The 20,434-nt window shown below is 70.9% G+C and carries 20 protein-coding genes; 10 read left to right on the top strand and 10 right to left on the bottom strand.

Translation table 11 applies throughout. The annotated features are described in order from the left end of the window. Window positions 1-30 precede the first annotated feature (30 nt). Complete coding sequence (locus IG08_RS0137895; protein WP_030613778.1) at window positions 31-936, top strand: aldo/keto reductase; 906 nt, start codon at window positions 31-33, stop codon at window positions 934-936. 568 nt (window positions 937-1,504) lie between these two features. Here IG08_RS0137895 and IG08_RS0137885 read toward each other — a convergent pair. Further along, window positions 1,505-2,212, bottom strand: a complete 708-nt coding sequence (locus tag IG08_RS0137885; protein WP_030613773.1) for a dienelactone hydrolase family protein — start codon at window positions 2,210-2,212, stop codon at window positions 1,505-1,507. Between the two features lie 203 nt (window positions 2,213-2,415). On the opposite strand from IG08_RS0137885, the gene IG08_RS0137880 reads away from it, so the two are divergent. After that, entirely contained in the window at window positions 2,416-2,808 is a 393-nt protein-coding gene (locus IG08_RS0137880) for a VOC family protein (RefSeq protein WP_030613771.1), read from the top strand. 43 nt (window positions 2,809-2,851) lie between these two features. Further along, the gene (locus tag IG08_RS0137875; RefSeq protein ID WP_030613769.1) at window positions 2,852-3,922 is read left to right on the top strand and encodes an adenosine deaminase; all 1,071 of its coding nucleotides are present in this window, start codon (window positions 2,852-2,854) and stop codon (window positions 3,920-3,922) included. Here the strand turns inward: IG08_RS0137875 and IG08_RS0137870 are convergent. Together IG08_RS0137870 and IG08_RS0137865 are read right to left on the bottom strand one after the other, a co-directional pair. After that, entirely contained in the window at window positions 3,904-4,419 is a 516-nt protein-coding gene (locus IG08_RS0137870) for a mycothiol transferase (RefSeq protein ID WP_030613767.1), read from the bottom strand. The two genes, IG08_RS0137875 and IG08_RS0137870, sit on opposite strands and share 19 nt — an antisense overlap. 28 nt (window positions 4,420-4,447) lie before the next feature. Beyond that, the gene (locus IG08_RS0137865) at window positions 4,448-5,344 is read right to left on the bottom strand and encodes a LysR family transcriptional regulator (RefSeq protein ID WP_030613766.1); all 897 of its coding nucleotides are present in this window, start codon (window positions 5,342-5,344) and stop codon (window positions 4,448-4,450) included. Between the two features lie 146 nt (window positions 5,345-5,490). On the opposite strand from IG08_RS0137865, the gene mgrA reads away from it, so the two are divergent. Further along, window positions 5,491-6,486, top strand: coding sequence for an L-glyceraldehyde 3-phosphate reductase (mgrA, locus tag IG08_RS0137860; protein WP_030613765.1), 996 nt, complete (start codon window positions 5,491-5,493; stop codon window positions 6,484-6,486). Here the strand turns inward: mgrA and IG08_RS0137855 are convergent. The 4 genes from IG08_RS0137855 to IG08_RS0137840 form a co-directional block, all read right to left on the bottom strand. Then, window positions 6,476-8,044 (bottom strand): PucR family transcriptional regulator, encoded by a 1,569-nt coding sequence (locus IG08_RS0137855; RefSeq protein ID WP_030613763.1) that lies wholly within the window; start codon window positions 8,042-8,044, stop codon window positions 6,476-6,478. The two genes, mgrA and IG08_RS0137855, sit on opposite strands and share 11 nt — an antisense overlap. Before the next feature lie 163 nt (window positions 8,045-8,207). Continuing rightward, window positions 8,208-9,602: an NAD(P)/FAD-dependent oxidoreductase gene (locus tag IG08_RS0137850; protein ID WP_030613760.1), complete on the bottom strand. Its 1,395-nt coding sequence runs from the start codon at window positions 9,600-9,602 to the stop codon at window positions 8,208-8,210. A gap of 32 nt (window positions 9,603-9,634) precedes the next feature. Further along, window positions 9,635-10,300, bottom strand: coding sequence for an HAD-IA family hydrolase (locus IG08_RS0137845; RefSeq protein WP_030613757.1), 666 nt, complete (start codon window positions 10,298-10,300; stop codon window positions 9,635-9,637). Between the two features lie 30 nt (window positions 10,301-10,330). Further along, the gene (locus IG08_RS0137840) at window positions 10,331-11,689 is read right to left on the bottom strand and encodes an MFS transporter (RefSeq protein ID WP_052425019.1); all 1,359 of its coding nucleotides are present in this window, start codon (window positions 11,687-11,689) and stop codon (window positions 10,331-10,333) included. A gap of 296 nt (window positions 11,690-11,985) precedes the next feature. Here IG08_RS0137840 and IG08_RS0137835 point away from each other — a divergent pair, with 296 nt between their 5' ends. Both IG08_RS0137835 and IG08_RS0137830 read left to right on the top strand, forming a co-directional pair. Then, window positions 11,986-13,455, top strand: a complete 1,470-nt coding sequence (locus IG08_RS0137835) for an NAD-dependent succinate-semialdehyde dehydrogenase (RefSeq protein ID WP_030613750.1) — start codon at window positions 11,986-11,988, stop codon at window positions 13,453-13,455. Then, window positions 13,448-14,440 carry a D-2-hydroxyacid dehydrogenase gene (locus tag IG08_RS0137830; RefSeq protein ID WP_030613747.1) on the top strand — a complete coding sequence of 331 codons (993 nt, stop codon included), beginning with the start codon at window positions 13,448-13,450 and terminating at the stop codon, window positions 14,438-14,440. Before IG08_RS0137835 ends, IG08_RS0137830 begins: the two co-directional genes overlap by 8 nt. On the opposite strand, the gene IG08_RS0137825 is transcribed toward IG08_RS0137830, so the two are convergent. Both IG08_RS0137825 and IG08_RS0137820 read right to left on the bottom strand, forming a co-directional pair. Further along, on the bottom strand, window positions 14,422-14,706 hold the full coding sequence (locus IG08_RS0137825) for a DUF1905 domain-containing protein (RefSeq protein WP_030613742.1): 285 nt from the start codon (window positions 14,704-14,706) through the stop codon (window positions 14,422-14,424). The two genes, IG08_RS0137830 and IG08_RS0137825, sit on opposite strands and share 19 nt — an antisense overlap. 76 nt (window positions 14,707-14,782) lie before the next feature. After that, window positions 14,783-15,184 (bottom strand): nuclear transport factor 2 family protein, encoded by a 402-nt coding sequence (locus tag IG08_RS0137820; protein WP_030613738.1) that lies wholly within the window; start codon window positions 15,182-15,184, stop codon window positions 14,783-14,785. A 354-nt stretch (window positions 15,185-15,538) separates the two neighbouring features. Between IG08_RS0137820 and IG08_RS0137815 the strand changes: the two genes are divergently transcribed. Genes IG08_RS0137815 through IG08_RS0137800 form a run of 4 tightly spaced genes read left to right on the top strand, consistent with a single transcriptional unit; the run spans window position 15,539 to window position 19,855 of the window. Next, window positions 15,539-15,949, top strand: a complete 411-nt coding sequence (locus IG08_RS0137815; RefSeq protein ID WP_030613735.1) for a hypothetical protein — start codon at window positions 15,539-15,541, stop codon at window positions 15,947-15,949. 46 nt (window positions 15,950-15,995) lie between these two features. Further along, window positions 15,996-18,335 (top strand): ABC transporter ATP-binding protein/permease, encoded by a 2,340-nt coding sequence (locus IG08_RS0137810; protein WP_030613732.1) that lies wholly within the window; start codon window positions 15,996-15,998, stop codon window positions 18,333-18,335. 7 nt (window positions 18,336-18,342) lie between these two features. Beyond that, a complete protein-coding gene (locus IG08_RS0137805) occupies window positions 18,343-18,888 on the top strand; it encodes a hypothetical protein (protein WP_030613729.1) in 546 nt (181 codons plus the stop codon). Continuing rightward, window positions 18,878-19,855, top strand: a complete 978-nt coding sequence (locus IG08_RS0137800; protein WP_030613726.1) for a serine/threonine-protein kinase — start codon at window positions 18,878-18,880, stop codon at window positions 19,853-19,855. Before IG08_RS0137805 ends, IG08_RS0137800 begins: the two co-directional genes overlap by 11 nt. A gap of 137 nt (window positions 19,856-19,992) precedes the next feature. Here the strand turns inward: IG08_RS0137800 and IG08_RS0137795 are convergent, their stop codons facing one another. Beyond that, window positions 19,993-20,406 carry a nuclear transport factor 2 family protein gene (locus tag IG08_RS0137795; RefSeq protein WP_030613725.1) on the bottom strand — a complete coding sequence of 138 codons (414 nt, stop codon included), beginning with the start codon at window positions 20,404-20,406 and terminating at the stop codon, window positions 19,993-19,995. Window positions 20,407-20,434: the final 28 nt, after the last annotated feature.

Here is a 20,434-nt window from a genome sequence, read left to right as displayed (position 1 = left end):
GGTGCGCCGGAGGTATGTCATCATCCGCCGATGACCTCCGAAACGATCACCGCAGACGCGGCAGGCACCTGGAAACTCGGCGATCTCACCGTCAACCGCATCGGCTTCGGCGCGATGCGGCTGACGGGCAGCGCGGCCTTCCACCTCGGGACGCCGAGTGACCGGGAGCGGTCGATCGCCGTGCTGCACAGGGCGATCGAGCTCGGTGTGAACCACATCGACACGGCCGCCTTCTACTTCTCCGCCCTGCGCTCCGCCAACGAGATCATCAACAGTGCGCTGGCCCCGTACTCCGACGACCTCGTCATCGTCACCAAGGTCGGACCGTTCCGGAACTACTCGGGGGAGTGGGGCACTTCGGCCCGCCCCGACGACCTGCGCGGCCATGTCGAGGAGAACCTGCGCCAGCTCGGGCGCGACCACCTCGACGTGGTGAACCTCCGCCGGATGAGGCAGGACTCGATCGCCGAGCACTTCGGGGCGCTCGCCGACCTGCGCGAGGAGGGCCTGATCCGGCATCTCGGCATCTCGGACGTCGAACCCCGGCACCTCGCCGAGGCGCAGGCCATCGCGCCCGTGGTGTGTGTGCAGAACCGGTTCGGACTCGGCTCCCGCAACCCCGCCACCGACGAGGTCCTGCGGATCTGCGGCGAACAGGGCATCGCCTTCGTGCCGTTCTTCGCCATCGCCGGCGACGGCGGCGCACAGGGAGCCACCGCCAGCCACGACGAAGCGGTTCTCGCCCTCGCGCAGGCGCACGGCGTGAGCCCCGCCCAGGTCCGGCTCGCCTGGTCCCTGGCGCAGGGCCCGCACGTGCTCGCCATCCCCGGCACCGGCAACCCCGACCACCTCGCCGAGAACGTGGCCGCGGGCGCGCTCAGGCTCACCGAGGACGAGCTGGGCACCCTCAACTCGCTGCACAAAAAGGCGGATTGAGCGTCAGACGGCCCACACGCCGTCCCGCATCAGATGTCGACCGCGCAGCTCGTGCTCGCCGTGCCAGGCCTGCACGGCGAGGGGTCGCGCCTGGAAGAACGCGTACGACGCGTTGTACCCCAGGGGGTGGGAACTGCCCGCCGGTAAGCATGGAGGAGAGTGGATTAGCTCGATCGTGTGATGGTCGGCTTCCGGGCTTGCGGTGCCCTGGGCCATCCGGGTTAGCGTGATCGTGCGATCTGGGACGCCGGGTACGGCGCCAGCGTGCAGGGCCCCTGCTCCACCAGCGAGATGGTTCAGGGCCTCCCCGTCGCCTCTGGCCGCATCCACATGGCCAGATCGTGAGGGACTCCGCCCCTCCGGGACCGGACCACGGACAGGATCCGTGTCGCCACCCGGAGGCGAAAGCGGACGACCAGTGCGCCCAAGACCGTTCGGGGCGTGCCGGTGAGCGGACCCACTCCCGCTCACTGCCCAGGAACGGTTCCACCCTGTCTTCGCGACGGAGGAGGCAGGTCCTGTGCGCCTCGGTCCGGGGCCCTGCGCCCCGGGACCGAGGACTCGGGACTCAGCCGAGCTGTTCGTGCAGGAAGGGCACCGTGCTCTGCCAGGCGAGGGCGGCCGACTCGGCGTCGTACACCGGGCGTCCGTCGTTGAAGAACGCGTGATCGGCCGGGTAGAGGCGGAGGTCCGCGGTGATTCCGGACTGCTCCTCGATGGCCTTGCCCAGGCTGTCGATGCTCTCCACCGGGATGCTCTGGTCGAGCTCGCCGTAGTGGCCCAGGACCTGGGCCTTGAGGCCGGAGAAGTCGGGCAGCTCGCCCTGGATCACGCCGTAGAACGGCACCGCGGCGCTCACGCGCGGGTCGGCGGCGGCCAGGTACAGCACGAAGCCGCCGCCCATGCAGAAGCCGACCGCGCCGACGGTGTCCGAAGTGACCTCGGGCAGCGACAGCAGATGGTTGACCGCGCCGGAGAGCAGCTCGACACCCCGGGACACGGGGAGCGCCTGCAGCATCCGCAGGGCCTCCTCGCTCTCGTGCGCGACGTTGCCGCCGTACAGGTCGGGGGCGAGGGCGACGAAGCCCTCCTGCGCGAGGCGGTCGGCGACATCGGCGATGTGGTCGGTCAGGCCCCACCACTCCTGGATGACGATGACGCCCGGACCGCTTCCGGACGGGGGCAGTGCCAGATAGCCGTGCGCGGTGGTGCCGCCACTGGGGAAGGTGACGTTCTGGTGGGCGGGAGCTCCGGTCGACTTCGGCAGTTCGGTCATGGGACTCGACTCCTGTGCGGCAGTGCCTGGTGGGGGTCGTCGGGGCCGGGGCCCCGCGCGTGATCACCAGCCTGCCACGCACGGAGTTCACTGCGGGCGGCACCCCCGCGAACTCTCTTCCGGACCGACTGGCGTCCGTGACGTTTTACGTATAACCTCTCCCGTCAATCGCCCGTCTCCCTCACCCGTTCCGAAAGGTCTCGATGAGACGCATCGCCCTGGTCACCCTCGTCGTCGACGACTACGACGAGGCGATCCGCTTCTACACCGAGGCCCTCGGTTTCCGGCTCGTCGAGGACGCGCCCCGTCCCGACGGCTCCCGCTGGGTCGTCGTACGGCCCGACGAGCGGGAGGGCGGCACCGACCTGCTGCTCGCCCGCGCCAAGGACGAGGCCCAGCGCGGCCGGGTCGGGGACCAGACCGGCGGGCGAGTCGGCTTCTTCCTGCACACCGACGACTTCGCCCGCGACCGCGCCCGGATGCTCGCCGCCGGCGTGACCTTCCTGGAGGAGCCGCGCCACGAGCCGTACGGCTCGGTCGCCGTCTTCCAGGACCTGTACGGAAACCGCTGGGACCTGCTCCAGCCTGCCGGCTGACGACCACGCCCGCTCTCCAGCACCTGCCCAAGAAAGATCCACCATGACTGCTACGCGCGTAGACGCCGACACGATCCGCCGGCTGCCCAAGGCCGTGCTGCACGACCACCTCGACGGCGGCCTGCGCCCCGCCACCGTGGTGGAGCTCGCGGCCGAGGCCGGTCACACCCTGCCCACCACGTACCCGGACGAGCTGGCCGCCTGGTACTACGACGCCGCGAACTCCGGCGACCTGGTCCGGTACATAGCCACCTTCGAGCACACCCTCGCCGTGATGCAGACCCGCGAGGGCCTGCTGCGCACCGCCGAGGAGTACGTCCTCGACCTCGCCGCCGACGGTGTCGTCTACGGCGAGGTGCGCTACGCCCCCGAGCTGAACACCAACGGCGGCCTGACCCTCGCCGAGGTCGTCGAGACCGTCCAGGAGGGGCTCGCGGCCGGCATGGCGAAGGCCGCGGCGGCCGGTACCCCGGTCCGCGTCGGCACCCTGCTCTGCGGTATGCGGATGTTCGACCGCGTCCGCGAGGCCGCCGACCTGGCCGTCGCCTTCCGTGACGCGGGCGTCGTCGGCTTCGACATCGCCGGCGCCGAGGACGGCTTCCCGCCCGCCGACCACCTGGCCGCCTTCGAGCACCTGCGCCGCGAGAGCGTGCCGTTCACCATCCACGCCGGTGAGGCGCACGGCCTGCCGAGCATCCACCAGGCCCTGCAGGTGTGCGGCGCCCAGCGCATCGGCCATGGCGTCCGGATCACCGAGGACATCGTGGACGGCAAGCTCGGCCGTCTCGCCGGCTGGGTCCGCGACCGCCGTGTCGCCCTGGAGATGTGCCCGACGTCCAACCTCCAGACGGGCGCTGCCACTTCGATCGCCGAGCACCCGATCACGGCCCTGAAGGACCTCGGCTTCCGCGTCACCCTCAACACCGACAACCGTCTGGTGTCGGGCACGACCATGACCCGTGAGATGTCCTTGCTGGTCGAGGAGGCCGGATGGACGGTCGAGGACCTGCGCACGGTCACGGTGAACGCCCTCAAGAGCGCGTTCATCCCGTTCGACGAGCGCAAGGCCCTCATCGAGGACGTCGTCCTGCCGGGCTACGAAGCCGCGCTCTGAAGCAGCCCCCGGATGTAGGCGGCCTGTCCGACGTGTTCGAGATCGTCGGACAGGACGCTGACCAGCCGGACGCCCAGACTGACCGGCGGATCCCAGTTCTCGTCCACGATGCGTTCCAGGTCCTTGGCGGCCAGGTCGCGCAGGGCGCCGAGGGTCTGCGCGTGGACGGCGTCGTAGTAGCCGGTCAGCAGCTCGGCCGAGTCGACCCGCACCTTGGCGACCTGGGCGGAGCTGTGGCCGTACCCGGTGTCGCGGCCGGGCAGGTCGAGGGCGAACCGCTTCTCCCAGTCCTGGGTCAGCCACACCTGGTCGAGGCCGAAGGCGTCGGCCACGTGGTCGTCCTGGACCCGGGTGAGGTGCCAGACCAGCCAGGAGATGGAGTTGGCGTCGGCGCCGGGGCGGTGGTTGAGGTCGTCGGGGCCCAGGCCTTCGACGGCGGCGTGGACTTCTTCCTGGATGCGGGTGTACGCGTCGATGAGGATGTCCTTTGCATGCATGGGGTCCAGCCTCGCGCATCTCCGCCTGTTATGCGCTCTCTGTTTCCCCTGTTTCGAGCAGCGCCATCAGGGCCCGCGCCGCCGGGCTGGTGGCCTGCGAGGGCGGCAGCAGGGCGACGGTCTCGTACACGGTCTCGCCGGTGCCCTTGACCGGGAGGGCGGTCAGTGACTCCCGCTTGTGCCGGAAGTGCCGCGGCACGACGGCGATACCGAGGTTCTCGTCCACGAGGTCGAGGAGGCTGTGCACGTCGTTGACCTCCAGGGCGACGCTGCGGCGCACGCCCGCGGCGGCGAAGGCGGCGTCGGTGGTGCGGCGCGGCCCCCAGTCCGGGTGGAAGTCGACGAAGACCTCGCCGCCCAGATCCTCCGGCGTCACGGCCGCACCGGCGCGCGCGAGCCGGTGGCTGGGATGGCACAGGACGGTCATCGGCTCGCTGGTCAGCGGCACGGCGCGCAGCTGGTCGGAGTCCTCCTGCGCTCCCCGTACCGCGAAGGCCAGGTCGAGGCGCCCCGCCGCGACCTCCTCCGCGAGCGCGCCCGAGCCCGCCTGCCGCAGACAGATCTCCACGTCCGGGTGCTCCCGCCGGAACGCGGCGAGCAGCCCCGCCACATGCACCCCGGCGATGCACTGCTCGGACCCGAGCGCGAGCATGCCCCGCAGCACCCCCTGCACCGCGGCCACCGCCTCGTGGGCCGCCCGCACCTGTGCCAGGATCCGCTCCGCCTCGCCGAGCAGCGCCCGCCCGGCCGGCGTGAGCGTCACCCGTCGGGTGGTCCGCACGAACAGCGGGGTCTGCAGCTCCCGCTCCAGCGCCCGGATGGAGGCGGACAGGCCGGACTGGGACACCAGCAGGCGTTCGGCGGCCCGGGTGAAGTGCTGGTCCTCGGCGACCGCGACGAAGTGCTGGAGATGGCGGAGTTCCATGATTGAGAAGCCTATCCGCTGAATTCCATCGGATTCTTCTGTTGGACCAATGCACCCAGGTCGCGAAAGAGTGGACACCGGTAGTGGACACCGGTTCTCAGGAAACCGTGGTTCTCAGAAACCGTGCCAACCCCTCTGGAGTCGCGTTGTACACCGCACACACCGACCGCTACGCGGACATGCCCTACCGGCGCACCGGACGCAGCGGCCTGAAGCTTCCCGCGCTGTCGCTCGGCCTGTGGCACAACTTCGGCCCGGCGGACCGCACGGTCGAGACGCAGCGTGCCATCCTGCGCCGCGCCTTCGACCTCGGTGTCACCCACTTCGACCTGGCCAACAACTACGGTCCGCCGCCCGGCGCCGCCGAGTCCGCCTTCGGCGAGGCGCTGAAGGCCGACTTCGCTTCCTACCGCGACGAGTTGATCATCTCCACCAAGGCCGGCTACCTCATGTGGCCCGGCCCGTACGGCGAGTGGGGCTCCCGCAAGTACCTGCTGTCCTCGCTGGACCAGAGCCTGACCCGCATGGGCCTGGACTACGTCGACATCTTCTACTCGCACCGCCCCGACCCGGAGACTCCCCTGGAGGAGACGATGGGCGCCCTGCACTCCGCGGTCCAGCAGGGCAAGGCGCTGTACGTCGGCATCTCCAACTACTCGGCCGAGCAGACCCGCGAGGCCGCCCGCATCCTCGGCGAGCTGGGCACCCCGCTGCTCATCCACCAGCCGCGCTACTCGATGCTCGACCGCCGCCCCGAGGACGAGGGTCTGCTGGACGCACTCGACGAGCTCCAGGTCGGCTCCATCGTCTTCTCCCCGCTGGAGCAGGGCCTGCTGACCGGCCGCTACCTCGACGGCATCCCGGAGGACTCGCGGGCCGCGAGCGACAGCCCGTTCCTCAACTCGGACGCGGTCACCGAGGACCTGGTGCAGCAGCTGCGCGAGCTGAACGACATCGCCAAGTCCCGCGGCCAGACGCTGGCCCAGCTGGCGCTGGCCTGGGTGCTGCGCGGCGGCCGGGTCACCTCCGCCCTCGTCGGTGCGAGCAGCCCGCAGCAGATCGAGGACAGCGTCGGCACCATCCGCAACCTCGACTTCGACGCGGACGAACTGGCCCGCATCGAGGCCGTCATCAAGGCATGACCTGCAGGGCGGTCACGGCCACGTGCAGTTGAGTGCGCTGGGCACCGGACTCCAGGTCGGTGCCCAGCAGCCGTTCGATGGTCCGCAGCCGCTGGTAGAAGGCCTGCCGGGACAGGTTCACGTGCTTGGCGGCGATCGACTTGTTGCCGGCGGCGTCGAGATACGCGCGCAGCGTGTCGAGCAGGTCGCTGCCGTGCCGTGCGTCGTGCTGGACGAGGCGCCCGAGCCGCTGCTCCACGTACTTCTGCACGCGCACGTCGTCGCGCAGCGAGTAGAGCAGCTCCGGCAGGCCCAGGTCGGAGGAGACGTGGAACAGCCGGTGCCGTGAGGTGGGACCGATGGCGTCGGCGACCTCCTCGGCCTCCCGGAACGACCGGGTGACCTGGTCGAGTTCGGTGACGCCCGGCCCGACCGCGACGACGACGTCCTCCCCGAACGTGGCCCGCAGATCACGGGCGAGACGCTCCGCGACGGGCTGCCAGGCGGAGGCCCGGGCGAGCGCCAGCAGCAGCCCGCAGCGCCGTTCGGAGAGGTCCCCGATCAGGGCCTTCAGGCCGGAGGCGGGTAGTTCCTTGGCGAGATGATCAGCCACGGAGACATCGTCGGCGTGGTCGATGACGACCGGCACCAGGCGGTGACCGGTCGTGGGCAGTCCGAGCGCCTCCGCCCGCAGCCGTGCCTCGGTGCGGCTGCGGTAGCGCCAGTGCAGCAGGTCGAGCAGGACGGAGCTGTGCGCGCGCCGGTCCCATCCGGGATGACCGGTGAGCCTGGCCAGGGTGAGGGCGGTGGCGGCCTGCTCCAGGATCATCGTGTGCTCGGGACCGAACGGCGGCCCGACGGCAAGCGGCAGCATCACCAGCCGCCCCCAGCGGCTGCCCCGCTCCTCGACCGGCGCCACGAGCCACCCTTCGGGCCCGCTGACCGCGGCCCGCTCCGGTGTCTCGGCGGTGCGTGAGCGGCGCGGCCAGGCCTCCAGCACCTGCCCGTCCACCGGGCCGGCCGCCGCCCAGACCACCGCGTGGTGGATCAGGTTCTCCAGCACCACCGGACAGCCGCTGAGATCGGCGGCGGCCTGGACGAACTCCTCCGGCTCGGCCCGCCGGAGCGTGAGCTGGGTGAACAACTCCTGCACATGCTGGGCGCGGCGCAGCAACTCGCCCTGCGCGTCCAGGATCAACGCGTGCACGGTCTGCGTGACCTCGATGAACCGCACCCCGCGCGCCAGCACGACCAGCGGCAGATCACGCTCCCGGCACGCGCTGACCAGCTCGGGCGGCGCCTGCTGATACCGGCGCCCGAGCTCGACGACCAGCCCCGCCACTCCGACGTCCGCCAACTGGTCGACGTAGGCGCGCAGTTGGGTCGGATCCGAGGGGTGCGGCATCCCGGTGGTGAGGACGAGCTCCCCGCCCTCCAGAAAGGAGGCCGGGTCGAGGAGCTCGGTCACATGAACCCACCGAACGGTCCGCCCCAGCTGCCCTTCACCGGCCGCCACCCGGGGCAGCCCAGCGGCGAGGACGGGCAGTCGCAGCACATCAGCGACCGTGAGAAAGGGCATGGGCGCTGACTCCCGGAAAGATGAGCAACGGTGCTGGTGGAGAGACGGTACCCCCCGAAGGGGCGCGGGGCTGTGACATGTGCGGCTCCGCCGCGTGGGCGCGAGCAACCACGACGAACCCCCAGCCGCCAACGCACCAGGCGCCCTACGGCGAAAAGGCGAATCAGGGCCGCCGAGCAATAAGATCAGCGACCGTCGCAATGGGAGACGTCCGCGTACGACCCCGCGCCTCGTGAAGGTCCGCCAGCCGGTACGCCACGTACAGTCCACGCACCCCCAACCACCGCAACGGCTCCGGCTCCCACGTACCGGGCCGATGCCCGGTCCACGGCAGCCGGGTCAGCCGCGACTCGCGACCGAGCACCAGGTCAGTGAGCGTACGGGCGGCAAGGTTCGTCGAGGTCACGCCATGTCCCACATAACCCCCGGCCCATCCGAGCCCCGTCGCCCGGTCCACCCCCACCGTCGCCGACCAGTCACGCGGCACCGCCAGTACCCCGCACCAGGCGTGCTCGACCCGCGCGCCCTCGGTCTGCGGCAGCACCCCGTACAGCGTCGACGTGAGCTCGGCGATCGTACGGTCGGCCACCCGCCCGTCCGAGTCGGTGCGCGAGCCGAACCGGTACGGCACCCCGCGACCGCCGATGGCGATCCGGTCGTCCGGGGTCCGCTGGGCGTACAGGTGTCCGTGCGCGGTGTCGCCCAGGGTCTCCCGGCCGGCCCAGCCGATCTCCTCCCAGACCTCCTTCGGCAGCTGCTCGGTGACGATCATCGAGCTGTTCATCGGCAGCCAGGCGCGCCGCAGCCCCTTGAGGGAGGCGGTGAACCCCTCCGTCGCACGCAGGACGAAGGGCGCCCGGACCGTGCCGTACGGGGTGACGGCCTGCCCCGGCTCGATGACGGTGACCGGGGACTTTTCGTAAAGCGTCACGCCCAGCCGCTCGACCGTCTCGGCCAGCCCCCGGACCAGCGCGGCGGGTTGCAGCCGGGCGCAGTGCGGCGTCCAGGCGGCCGCCGTCATCCCGGCGATGTCGATGCGGTCGGCGGCCTCCTCGGGCGTGAGCATCACCGAGTCCGTGACGCCCCACTCGTGGTCGGCCTCGGTCTTGTGGCGCAGCCGGGTGGCCTGGGCGGGGGTGCGGGCCACGCGCAGGGTGCCGCCCTTGACGATGTCGGCGTCGATGCCCTCGCGTTCGGCGACGGCGATGATCTCGTCGACGGCCTCGTTCATCGCCCGCTGGTAGTCGAGGACGGCGTCCCGGCCGTACTGCTTCGCGAGCCGGTCGCGGGCGCCGGGGACCAGTCCGGAGGCCCAGCCGCCGTTGCGGCCGGAGGCGCCGAAGCCGGCGAACTCGGCTTCCAGGACGGTGATCCGCAGCGAGGGGTCGGCCAGTTTCAGGTAGTACGCGGTCCACAGTCCGGTGAGCCCCGCGCCCACGATGCACACATCGGCGTCGCGGTCGCCGGGCAACGCCGGGCGGGGGGTGGGCAGTTCGGTGAACCAGTGGGAGATCCGGCCGTTGACGGGGCCGGGACGGCCGAGCGTGGTCGCGCTCAAGAGGTGTCCTTTCGGAGCGGGTGCCGGGAGGGTCAGACCCCGAGCAGGCCGGGCAGCTCGGACAGGTCCTTGATCTCCTCGTACGGCTGATACGCGGCGGAGCCCGAGAAGCCGTACCGGTTGACCCAGATCCGCCGCATGCCCGCGTACCGCTTGGTCGGCATGATGTCGTACTCCCAGCCCTGAGCCGTGTGGATGATGTCCTCCGGGCCCCGGCCGGTCGCCTTCATCAGGTACTCGAAGGCCTGCGGCAGCGGCTTGTACGCACCCGCCTGCTCGGCGGTCAGGACGTAGTCCCACTCCACGCCGAGCTCGTCGACCGCGTACTGGATGAGGTCGTCCTCGCTGTTGGAGAGGATCGCGATGTCGTACTCGCTCTTGAGGCGGCGCAGCGCGTCCGGGACCTCGCGGAACGGCTTGAACTTCTTGATGGCCTCGATCAGCGCGTCGCCGTCCTCGTCCCGGTACTCCAGACCGTGCAGCAGCATGACGTTGCGCAGGGTGCGGCGGACGATCTCGCGGTAGGGCCGGTACTCGTCGACGACGCCCTGGAAGCGCATGACGTACGCGTCGTGGTGGAACTGCTTGGGGTCGACGCCGAACTCCGCCAGCCGGTCCTTGACGATCTCGTGGGTGGCGGCCTGGGTGTCGAAGTTGATGAGGGTGCGGTAGCAGTCGAAGCTGACGACCTTGCGCATGTGATGAACTCCTATGTACGGAAGGGGTGTTCAGGAACGGCTGCTGGCCTCGGCCAGCCCCAGGTCCTTGGTCTCGGGGGCGAGGAAGTACGACACGACGAGTCCCGCCAGGGTGATCACCACCGCGACGCCCAGCGTGCCGCGCACGCCCAGGTCCTCGGCGGCGATGGGGAGCAGGAAGGTGGAGGTGGCGGATCCGACCCGGCTCATCGCGGTGGCGATGCCGACGCCCGTGGCCCTGAGGTCGGTCGGGAACAGCTCGCTCGGGTAGACGAACTGCAGGCCGCTGCCGGCCGCCTCGAAGAACTGGAAGGCGGCGAACAGCGCCACCACCAGGAACGCCCAGTGCAGCGGCAGCACGGCCAGGGCGATGAGCGAGACGTTGATGCAGATGAACGTGCTGATCAGCAGCGAGCGGCGGCCGATCCGGTTGACGACCACCAGGCCGAGCGCGATGCCCGCCACCGCGATCGTGGTGATCAGCGCGCTGGCGCCGTACGTGCTCTCCACGCCGAACGCGGACAGCATCTGCGGCTGGAAGGAGCGGACCGCGAAGGCGGGCGCGACCTGACAGATCCAGAAGACGGAACAGAAGACGACCGGGACCGTGTAGCCGCGTTTGAAGATCTCGACGAGGTTGCCGAGACCGGAACCGCTGCGCTGCTCCTGTCGCGTCTCGGAGACGAGTTCGTCGGTGTCGACGTCCTGGCCCAGGTGCTTGCGTACGACCGCTCGCGCCTCCTCGATCCGGCCGCGCGAGGCCAGCCAGCGCGGCGACTCGGGGATGCCCGCCCGGAAGACGAGGAAGATCAGCGCCGGCACGACACCCGAGGCCAGCATCCAGCGCCACGAGTCGTCGCCGAGACCGGTCAGCGCCCAGCCCGCCCAGTAGCTCACGCCGTACCCCACCCACCAGGCCAGCACCAGACCGGACAGGGCCGGGCCGCGCATCCGCCGGGGGACCAACTCGGTCGTCAGGGCGGAGGCGATGGGGTAGTCGGCGCCGATCGCGATGCCGATCAGCAGCCGCAGCACCATGAGCTGCCACGCCTCGGTGACGAAGAACTGGAGCGCCGAGAAGACCACGAACGCGGCCAGGTTGAGGACGTACATGAGATGGCGGCCCACCCGGTCGGTGATCGGGCCGAAGACCGCACCGCCGAGGAACACCCCGACCAGGACGGACGCGGCGATCAGGCCGGTCCACAGGGTGTCGAGGGCGAGTGCCGGGGTGATGAGGCCGAGGGCGACACCCATCACGCCGAGCAGATAGCCGTCGCAGAACGGGCCGCCCATCGCGACGAGCATGATCCGGCGGTGGAAGGAGGTGATGGGCCCGTCGTCGAGCGACGAGGCTCCGCCTGTGGTTGCTGATGAGGTCACGGACATGCTTGAGGCTCCTGGGGGACGCGGAGGCTGCGAGGGGACGCGCGCCGGCAGGGGGACCGGAGCGGAGGAGGTCGTGCGTCAAGCATTCGAATGCGTACGCCGCTGTACGCGGGGCGGATCAGCGCTGATGAGGCGATCCGGGGTTGGCCATCACCCTGGTTCAGCGGACGGCCACCGTCAATGAACACCGTGTTCCCTCGGCGAACCCCGAGTGGACACTCTGTTCCTTGACCCTCGCACCCCATCACCCACAGGGTGATGGATGTCCCCCCGAACCCGCCCGGAGGCACCCGCTGATGACCACCACCCACGTCGTCGACACCGTCCCCAAGCAGCTGTTCATCGGGGGGAGTTGGCAGGACGCGGCCGAGGGCGGCCGTTTCGCCGTCGACAACCCGGCGACCGGCGAGCAGCTGTGCGAGGTCGCCGACGCCTCGCCCGCCGACGGGCGACGTGCCCTCGACGCGGCGGTCGCGGCGCAGGAGGCCTGGGCCGCCACCGCACCCCGCGAGCGCAGCGAGATCCTGCGCCGCGCCTACGAGATCCTCCTCGACCGGCGCGAGGACCTCGCCCTCCTGATGACCCTGGAGATGGGCAAGCCGCTGACCGAGGCGCGCGGCGAGGTCGGCTACGCGGCCGAGTTCTTCCGCTGGTTCTCCGAGGAGGCCGTACGCATCGACGGCGGACTCACCCGGACCCCTGACGGAGCCAACCGCGTCCTGGTCATGCGCCAGCCGGTCGGCCCCTGCCTGCTGATCACCCCGTGGAACTTCCCGCTCGCCATGGGCACCCGCAAGATCGGCCCCGCGATCGCGGCGGGCTGCACCATGGTCCTCAAGCCCGCCCCACAGACCCCGCTCTCCACTCTGGCACTCGCTCAGATCCTCACCGAGGCCGGACTCCCGGCCGGTGTGCTCAACGTCGTGACCACCACGGACGCCGCCGACGTGGTCGAACCCCTGCTGCGCGGCGGCGGCGTGCGCAAACTGTCCTTCACCGGCTCGACGCAGGTCGGACGGCTGCTCCTGGCCCAGTGCGCCGACACCGTCGTACGGACGTCCATGGAGCTCGGCGGCAACGCGCCCTTCATCGTCTTCGAGGACGCCGACCTCGACCGGGCCGTAGACGGCGCCATGGTCGCGAAGATGCGGAACATGGGCGAGGCGTGCACCGCCGCCAACCGCTTCTTCGTCCACCGGTCGGTCGTGGACGCGTTCGCCGCCCGGCTCGCCGAGCGCATGGCCGCTCTCTCCGTCGGCCCCGGCACCGAAACCGGCTCCCAGGTGGGCCCGTTGATCGACGCCGCCGGCCGGGCCAAGGCCGACGGTCTCGTCCAGGACGCGGTGACGCGCGGCGCCAAGGTGCTCACCGGAGGCGAAGTCCCGGACGGGCCGGGCCACTTCTACCCGCCGACGGTGATCACCGAGGTTCGCCCGGACTCGGAGCTGATGGCCGCGGAGATCTTCGGACCGGTGGCCGCGATCCTCACCTTCGACGAGGAGGACGAGGTCGTACGCGCCGCCAACGACACCGAATGGGGCCTGGTCGGCTACCTGTTCACCCGCGACATCGACCGCGCCCTGCGCGTGGGCGAGCGCCTGGAGACCGGCATGGTCGGCATCAACACCGGCCTGGTCTCCAACCCCGCAGCACCCTTCGGCGGAGTCAAACAGTCCGGGCTGGGCCGCGAGGGCGGGCGTATCGGCATCGACGAGTTCCTGGAGTACAAGTACCTCGCCATCCCCGTGGTGGACGGCCGTGGCTGACCGGCTCGTCGTCCTGCACCACGGCATCCTGCCGCCGAACGCGGAGGACATCGAACGCCTCGCGGACACGGTGTACGCCACCGAGGAGGAGCTGCCGCTCCTCCTGCCCGGCGCGGACGTCGTCTTCTGCTGGCACTCGATCACCACGGTGGTGGCCGAGGCCTGGCCGGCGGACCCGGCCCTGGCCCCCGACTGGGTGCACGTGGCCGCCGCCGGCGTGGACCCGCTGCTCTTCCCGGCGCTGGTCGACAACCCGGAGGTGACGCTGACCAACTCGCGCGGCGTGTACGACGGCGCCATCGCCGAGTACGTCCTCGGCCTGGTCCTCGCCCTCGCCAAGGACTTCCCCGGCACCTGGGAGCATCAGCGGCGCCGCGAGTGGCGGCCGCGCGACAGCGAACGCATCGGCGGCCGGTCGGCGCTGGTGTGGGGCACGGGCCCGATCGGCCGGGCCGTCGCCCGCATGCTGCGTGCCGTCGGTATGCGGGTGGTGGGCGCCGGGCGCACCGCGAGAGCCGACGACCCGGACTTCGGCACGGTGCACGACAGGACGAGCCTCGCGGCCGCGCTGGCCGAAGCGGACTACGTCGTCCTCGCGGCCCCGCTCACCCCGGCCACCCGCTGCATGGTCGACGCCTCCGTCCTCGCCGCGATGAAGCCCGGCGCCCGTCTGGTCAACGTCGGACGCGGCGCCCTCGTCGACGAGGAGGCGCTGGTGCGTCACCTCGCGGACGGTCGGCTCGCCGGAGCGGCCCTGGACGTCTTCGCGCAGGAACCGCTGCCCGCCGCCTCACCGCTGTGGGACATGCCCGGCGTGATCGTCTCTCCGCACACGGCGGGCGAGGTGACCGGCTGGCGGGCCGACCTGGCGGACCTCTTCCTGGACAACCTCAGACGCAGGAGCGAGGGGCACGGGCTGCTGAACGTGGTCGACAAGCACAAGGGCTACGTCATGGACACGGCGCCTCAGCTCAGCCGCTCCTGAATCCGGACGGTGACCGACTCACCGGCCTCCTTCCCGATCGCCCGCCGCACCTCGGCCTTCACAGGCAGCATGTGGGTGCCGTCCCCGAGAGCCATGAAGGAGCTCTGGAAGGGGTGCCCGTCGATCGTCCCGCGAACCTTGACCAGCCCTCGGGTGCCGAAGAACTCGACGGAGGCGGGCCAGCGGACACACGTCCAGCTGCCTTTCTCCGGGCTCCTGCTCAGGACCGCGGCGAATTCCGCGTCCACTTTTCCGGTCGTACTCATGGTGTCCTCCGCTTCCGGTGCTCTCCTCTTCAAGAGACCACCGGAAGCCGGAAAACTCATCGCGACTCTCGACCCCTCACGCCCCCGCCGGCACCCGGTCCAGGAACCCGAGCACGTCCTTGATCCGGCCCTCGGCGTTCAGCGTGACCACGTCGGAGCCGGCCACGGGTGCCGAGCCTCCCTCAGAGGGGGTACCCCCAGCCTCGCTCACCAGCTCCCAGGAGAAGCGCGCCGTGTCGTGGTGCCCGTCGACGGCCCCGGTGAGCCGGAAGGCGAACCCCGGGAACTGGTCGTGGGCCGCAGCGATCACGGCCGCGATCTGCTCGTGGCCGCGGACATCGGCCAGTGGATCGGTGTAACTGCCGTCCGCGGCCCAGGCGACGGCCACCGCTTTCACCCGCGCCTGGGGTTCACGCGCGTTCCAAGCCTCGAAGTAACGGGCGACGGCACTCTCGTAACGGTCGGTGTTCGCAGACATGGGGAATCAGCCTCCGTCGAGGTCGTTTCTGCTGGTAGGAACCGGGATCCCCGCTCACGGCGACCCGGTACCGCAACCATGCCCGCACCGGCCGGGAAGGTCGATTACCCCTCGGGTAATGACGCCGCCGACGTGTACGCGTCATTTTTCGGCCAAGAGGTGGCGCTGAATATGCCAGGAGACTGGCCGGAAATTCGTGGTGACAGTGTTTCGGTAGTGAACATACTCAACTGACAGGACCCTCACATCCAGCGAAGGGTCCGTCACGCACAGCGCATGAGCCGCGCAGTACCTGAGCCGCACGGAAAGCGAGGCCCAGCCCACAAGGCTAGCGAAGCAGCGGGGGAGTGGATCGTGCACGACGAGTTCCTGTGCCATGTCACGGGATACGGCACCTGCGACGGCCGGCGGATCGGCGTACCACTGGGAACCTACCGGGCTCCCACCCTCGCCCTCGCCCTGTGGTGGTTACGGGACCGTGCCTGTTGGATCGCGGATCGTTTAGACCCTCAGCCCGAGGCCGAGCACTTTCCGTCCGGCGCGCTCGCCCCGGTCGCCGACACCGTGCTCGACGTACCTGCCGTACTGCGCACCTGGTGCGGCGACATGTCCCAACAGGAGCTGTGTGCCGAGGAGTTGGCGGCGGGGCGGCTGGTGCGGATCGCCGCCACCGACGACACCACCGAGTACGAGCTGCTGGCCGAGTCCGTGGACGCCCTGCGCATGCAGCGGACCGCCTCCATGCTGTTCACGCCCGTCGCCTGACGTTTGACGCCGGGCGCCGATCCGGGTGAATCGGTAGAATTCAGGCATGGTGGATCGGTCGATGGCACCGACGGCGCCCGAACTCGTCCTGGAGACGGACACCGGCTCCACGGTGATGAGTCCGAGCCACGACTATCACGTCGGGCGCGACCCGTTGAGCGACGTCGTGATCGACGATGCCCGGGTCTCGTGGCACCACGCGGTGCTGCGGCCCGAGGACGACCACTGGACCATCGAGGACGAGAACAGCACCAACGGCACCTTCGCCGACGGCCGCCGCATCCACGAGTGGGGCGTGGGGCCGGGCAGCGTGATCCGTTTCGGCAGCGCCTCCGACGGCCCGTGCGCGGTCCTGGTCGGGCGCCCCGCCCCGGCCCCGGAGCGCCCGTCGGCCGTCTCGATGCCAGGCCTGACCGGCACCTTCCGGCAGCCCACCGCCGTACGGCCCCTGCCCACCCGTACCGTCCGCATCGGCCGCGCCGACGACAACGACCTCGTCATCGACGATCTGGTCGTCTCCCGCCACCATGCCGAACTGCGCGCCCTGCCCGACGGGACGTACGAGATCGCCGACCTCGGCAGCCACAACGGCACGTTCCTCAACGGCGGACCCGTCGTCCGCGCCCCGCTCGGTCCCGGTGACATCGTCGGCATCGGCCACTCGGCGTTCTGCCTCGTCGGCGACCAGCTCCAGGAGTTCGTCGACACCGGCGAGGTCTCCCTGGACGTCCAGGACCTCACGGTCGCCGTCGACCACGGCCGCAAGACGCTGCTCGACGACGTGTCCTTCCCGGTGGGGGAGAAGTGCCTGCTCGCGGTCGTCGGCCCGAGCGGCGCCGGAAAGTCCACGCTCCTGAACGCCCTGACCGGTCAGCGGCCCGCCGACCACGGCACCGTCCTCTACGACGGCCGCGACCTCTATCGCGACTACGCGGAACTGCGCCAGCGCATCGGCCTCGTCCCGCAGGACGACATCCTGCACGCCCAGCTGACCGTCCGCAGCGCCCTGTCCTACGCCGCCGAACTGCGCTTCCCCCAGGACACCGCGAAGGCCGAGCGCCGGGCCCGGGTCGACGAGGTCATCCGGGAACTCGGCCTGGAACAGCGCGCCGCCCAGCCCGTGCACAGTCTCTCGGGCGGACAGCGCAAGCGGGTCAGTGTGGCCCTCGAGCTGCTCACCAAGCCGTCCCTGCTCTTCCTCGACGAACCGACCTCCGGCCTCGACCCCGGCATGGACCGCTCCGTGATGCACATGCTGCGCGGCCTCGCCGACGACGGGCGTACCGTCATCGTGGTCACCCACAGCGTCCTGAGTCTCGACGTCTGCGACCGCCTCCTCGTCCTCGCGCCTGGCGGGAAGATCGCCTACTACGGCCCGCCCGAGGACGCCCTCGCCTACTTCGGCTTCGAGCAGTGGCCGGAGGCCTTCGAGGCCTTCGAGCGGGACCGGGACCGGGACTGGGCGACCGACTTCCGCACCTCGCCCCTCCAGCGGCGGTACGTCACCGACGCGAGCGCACAGCCCCGGCTGCCCCGCTCGGAGCCGGTCATCATCGCGCCCCCGCCGAGGCCACGCAGCCGGTCCGCCCAGCTCGGCACGCTCGTCCGCCGCTACACGGCCGCACTCGGCGCCGACCGGACCTTCCTCGTCATCATGATCGCGCTGCCGTTCGTGATGGGCGCGATGGCCCGGGCCCTCGCGGGCAGCAAGCTGACGCAGGAGACCGCGATGAACGCGCTGCTCATCCTGTGCGTCGGCGGAGTGCTCACCGGTGCGGCGAACGCGGTGCGCGAACTCGTCAAGGAGCGCACCATCTACCAGCGCGAGCGGGCGGTCGGGCTGTCCAGATCGGCGTACCTGATGTCGAAGGTGGTGGTCCTCGGGACGATCACCGTGCTGCAGGCCGTGGTGCTGACCCTGGTCGCCCTGCTCGGCGTGGACCTCAACGCTCCCGGCGGCGAAGGCGTGTTGATGCCACCCCTTGTCGAGATCACCGTCGCCGTCGCCCTGCTGGCGTTCACAGCGATGATGCTCGGCCTGCTGGTCTCCGCGATGGTGCGCAAGGAGGAGGTGACGATGCCGCTGCTCGTGCTCCTCGCCATCGTCCAAGTGGTCTTCTGCGGCGCCCTGTTGAAGCTCGACGGCGTGCCCGGGATCGAGCAGCTGTCCTGGCTGGTGCCCTCGCGGTGGGCGCTCGGCGCGATGGCCGGCACCGTCGGGCTGGCCCGGATCGTGCCGGGCGAGCTGACCGGCGATCCCCTGTTCCGGCACTCGGCCGGGGTGTGGCTGCTCAACATCGCCATGCTGATCGTGCTGTCGGGAGCCTTCGGCTTCGTGGTCGCCCGGCTGCTGCGCCGGCACGAACCTGCCGTGATGCGGAAGTAGGAGCGTGATGACGACCCCCGGCTTCCGTCCCACCCACGTCGTCCCCGGCATCGGCATGCCCGCCTGGGAGGCCCCCGACCCCGCCCGGCCCACACTGCCCCTCGACCCGCTGCTGCCGGTCCGGCTCGTAGAGCGGCGCGGCGACTGGGGACACGTCCTGTGCGCCAACGGCTGGTCGGCCTGGGTCGACGCCCGCTTCCTGCTCGCCGTGCCGCAGGACCCGCCCGCGGCCGAAAGCCCCCTGACCCGCACCGCCGACCCGCGCCCCCTGCTGGCCCGCGCCGACGAGACGCTCTCCCGCTACCGGGTCGCCGTCGACGAGCTCGCCGCCGGCGGCCTCGACGGCGAGGCCTTCCAGGGCCGTACGCGAGGACTGCGGATCGGCGTGGTCGTCGACGGGGAGTCCGTGTGGCTGTACGACGCCGCGCACGCGCGGTGGGTGTACGCGGACGGGACCCGGCTGAGCACCTACGCGACCGACGACGGACCCCGTGCCGCAGCCGAGGATCCCGGCCACGCCCCCACCCAGGTCGTGATCCCCGATGGCACGTGAGACGAGCCTGTTCTCGGGCCGTCCCTCCGAACTGATCGGCCGGCAGGTGGCGGGCTACCGCATCGAGCGCGAGATCGGCCGCGGCGGCATGGCCGTCGTCTACCGGGCCCGGGACCTGCGCCTGGACCGGACCGTCGCGCTCAAGCTGCTCGCCCCCGAACTCGCCCGCAACGACACCTTCCGCAAGCGCTTCAGCCACGAGTCCCGGGTGGCCGCCGCGATCGACCACCCCAATATCGTGCCGGTCTTCGAGGCAGGCGAGACGGACGGCGTCCTGTACATCGCGATGCGGTTCGTCGCCGGCAGCGACCTGCGCCATCTGCTCGACAGACAGGGGCCGTTGCCCCTCGCGACCGCCCTGCGGATCGCCGCCCAGGTCGCCTCCGCGCTCGACGCGGCCCACGAGCACGGGCTGGTCCACCGGGACGTGAAGCCCGGCAACATCCTGGTCGCCCGCGGCACCGACAGCGACCACCCCGAGCACGTCTACCTCACCGACTTCGGCCTCACGAAGAAGTCGCTGTCCCTGACCGGGTTCACGACGGTCGGCCAGTTCGTCGGCACGCTCGACTACGTGGCCCCCGAGCAGATCTCGGGCCGCCCGGTCGACGGACGCTGCGACGTCTACGGCCTCGCCTGCGTCGTCTACGAGACCCTGGCGGGCCGCCCGCCCTTCCGCCGCGACGACGACATGGCCCTGCTGTGGGCCCACCAGTACGACGCGCCGCCCGCGCTGACCGAATCCCGGCCCGACCTCCCGGCACCGCTCGATGCCGCGTTCGCGAAGGCCCTCGCCAAGGCCCCCGACGACCGCCACGATTCTTGCCTCGCCTTCGTCGCCGCCCTGCGAGCAGCCGCGGAGGGCGGTCACCTGCCGACGGAGGTCGCCCTGAGAGCCGTGGAACCGGATGTGGCCGCGCCGCAGCCGCCGCCCCGGTGGGCCGAACCGGTCTTCCGTGAGCACTGAGCGCTCCGCCGGATGGCCGGTGCGTCGACCGCGGGTCCGTTGTGGCTGGTCGCGCCCCTCGGCGGAGCCGCATATCGACACAGCCCCGCGCCCCTTCAGGGCGCTGCCGCACCGGACTTCTGGCCTCGCTCAGCCCCTCAATCCTGCCCCAGGCCGTTCAACGGCACGCGCCGCGCCCGCACCGTGCGGTGGCTGATCCGCCAGCCCGCGTCGACCCGGACCACCACATCCTCGTACGTCACCGACCCGCACGAGCCGTCCGCCATGACCCCCAGGCCCTTGGAGCGGGCGCGGACCCTGCCCTCGGACACCTCCTCGACCACCACGTTGGTGACGTGATGCGCGACAGGGTTCCCCGCACCCGACGCCAACGCCGTGTCCTTGAGCGCGGCAAGCCCGGTGACCTCACCTTGGCCGAAGTCGGACAGGTCGTAGACGACGTCCGTGGTGAAGACCTCGACCGCCCGGTCGAGCTCCCCGGCGTCCACCAGGTGGCCGTGCACTGCGATCAACTCGGTGACGGCCAGGCGGTCTTCGAGAGCCAGCGTCATGTCCTGCCCTTTCCTCGGCTGAGCGCAC

It is taken from the genome of Streptomyces fulvoviolaceus, assembly GCF_000718165.1.
GTDB classification, from domain to species: Bacteria; Actinomycetota; Actinomycetes; order Streptomycetales; family Streptomycetaceae; genus Streptomyces; species Streptomyces fulvoviolaceus.
Note: the sequence above shows the minus strand (reverse complement) of the source record. Positions and strands in the feature narration are given on the sequence as shown.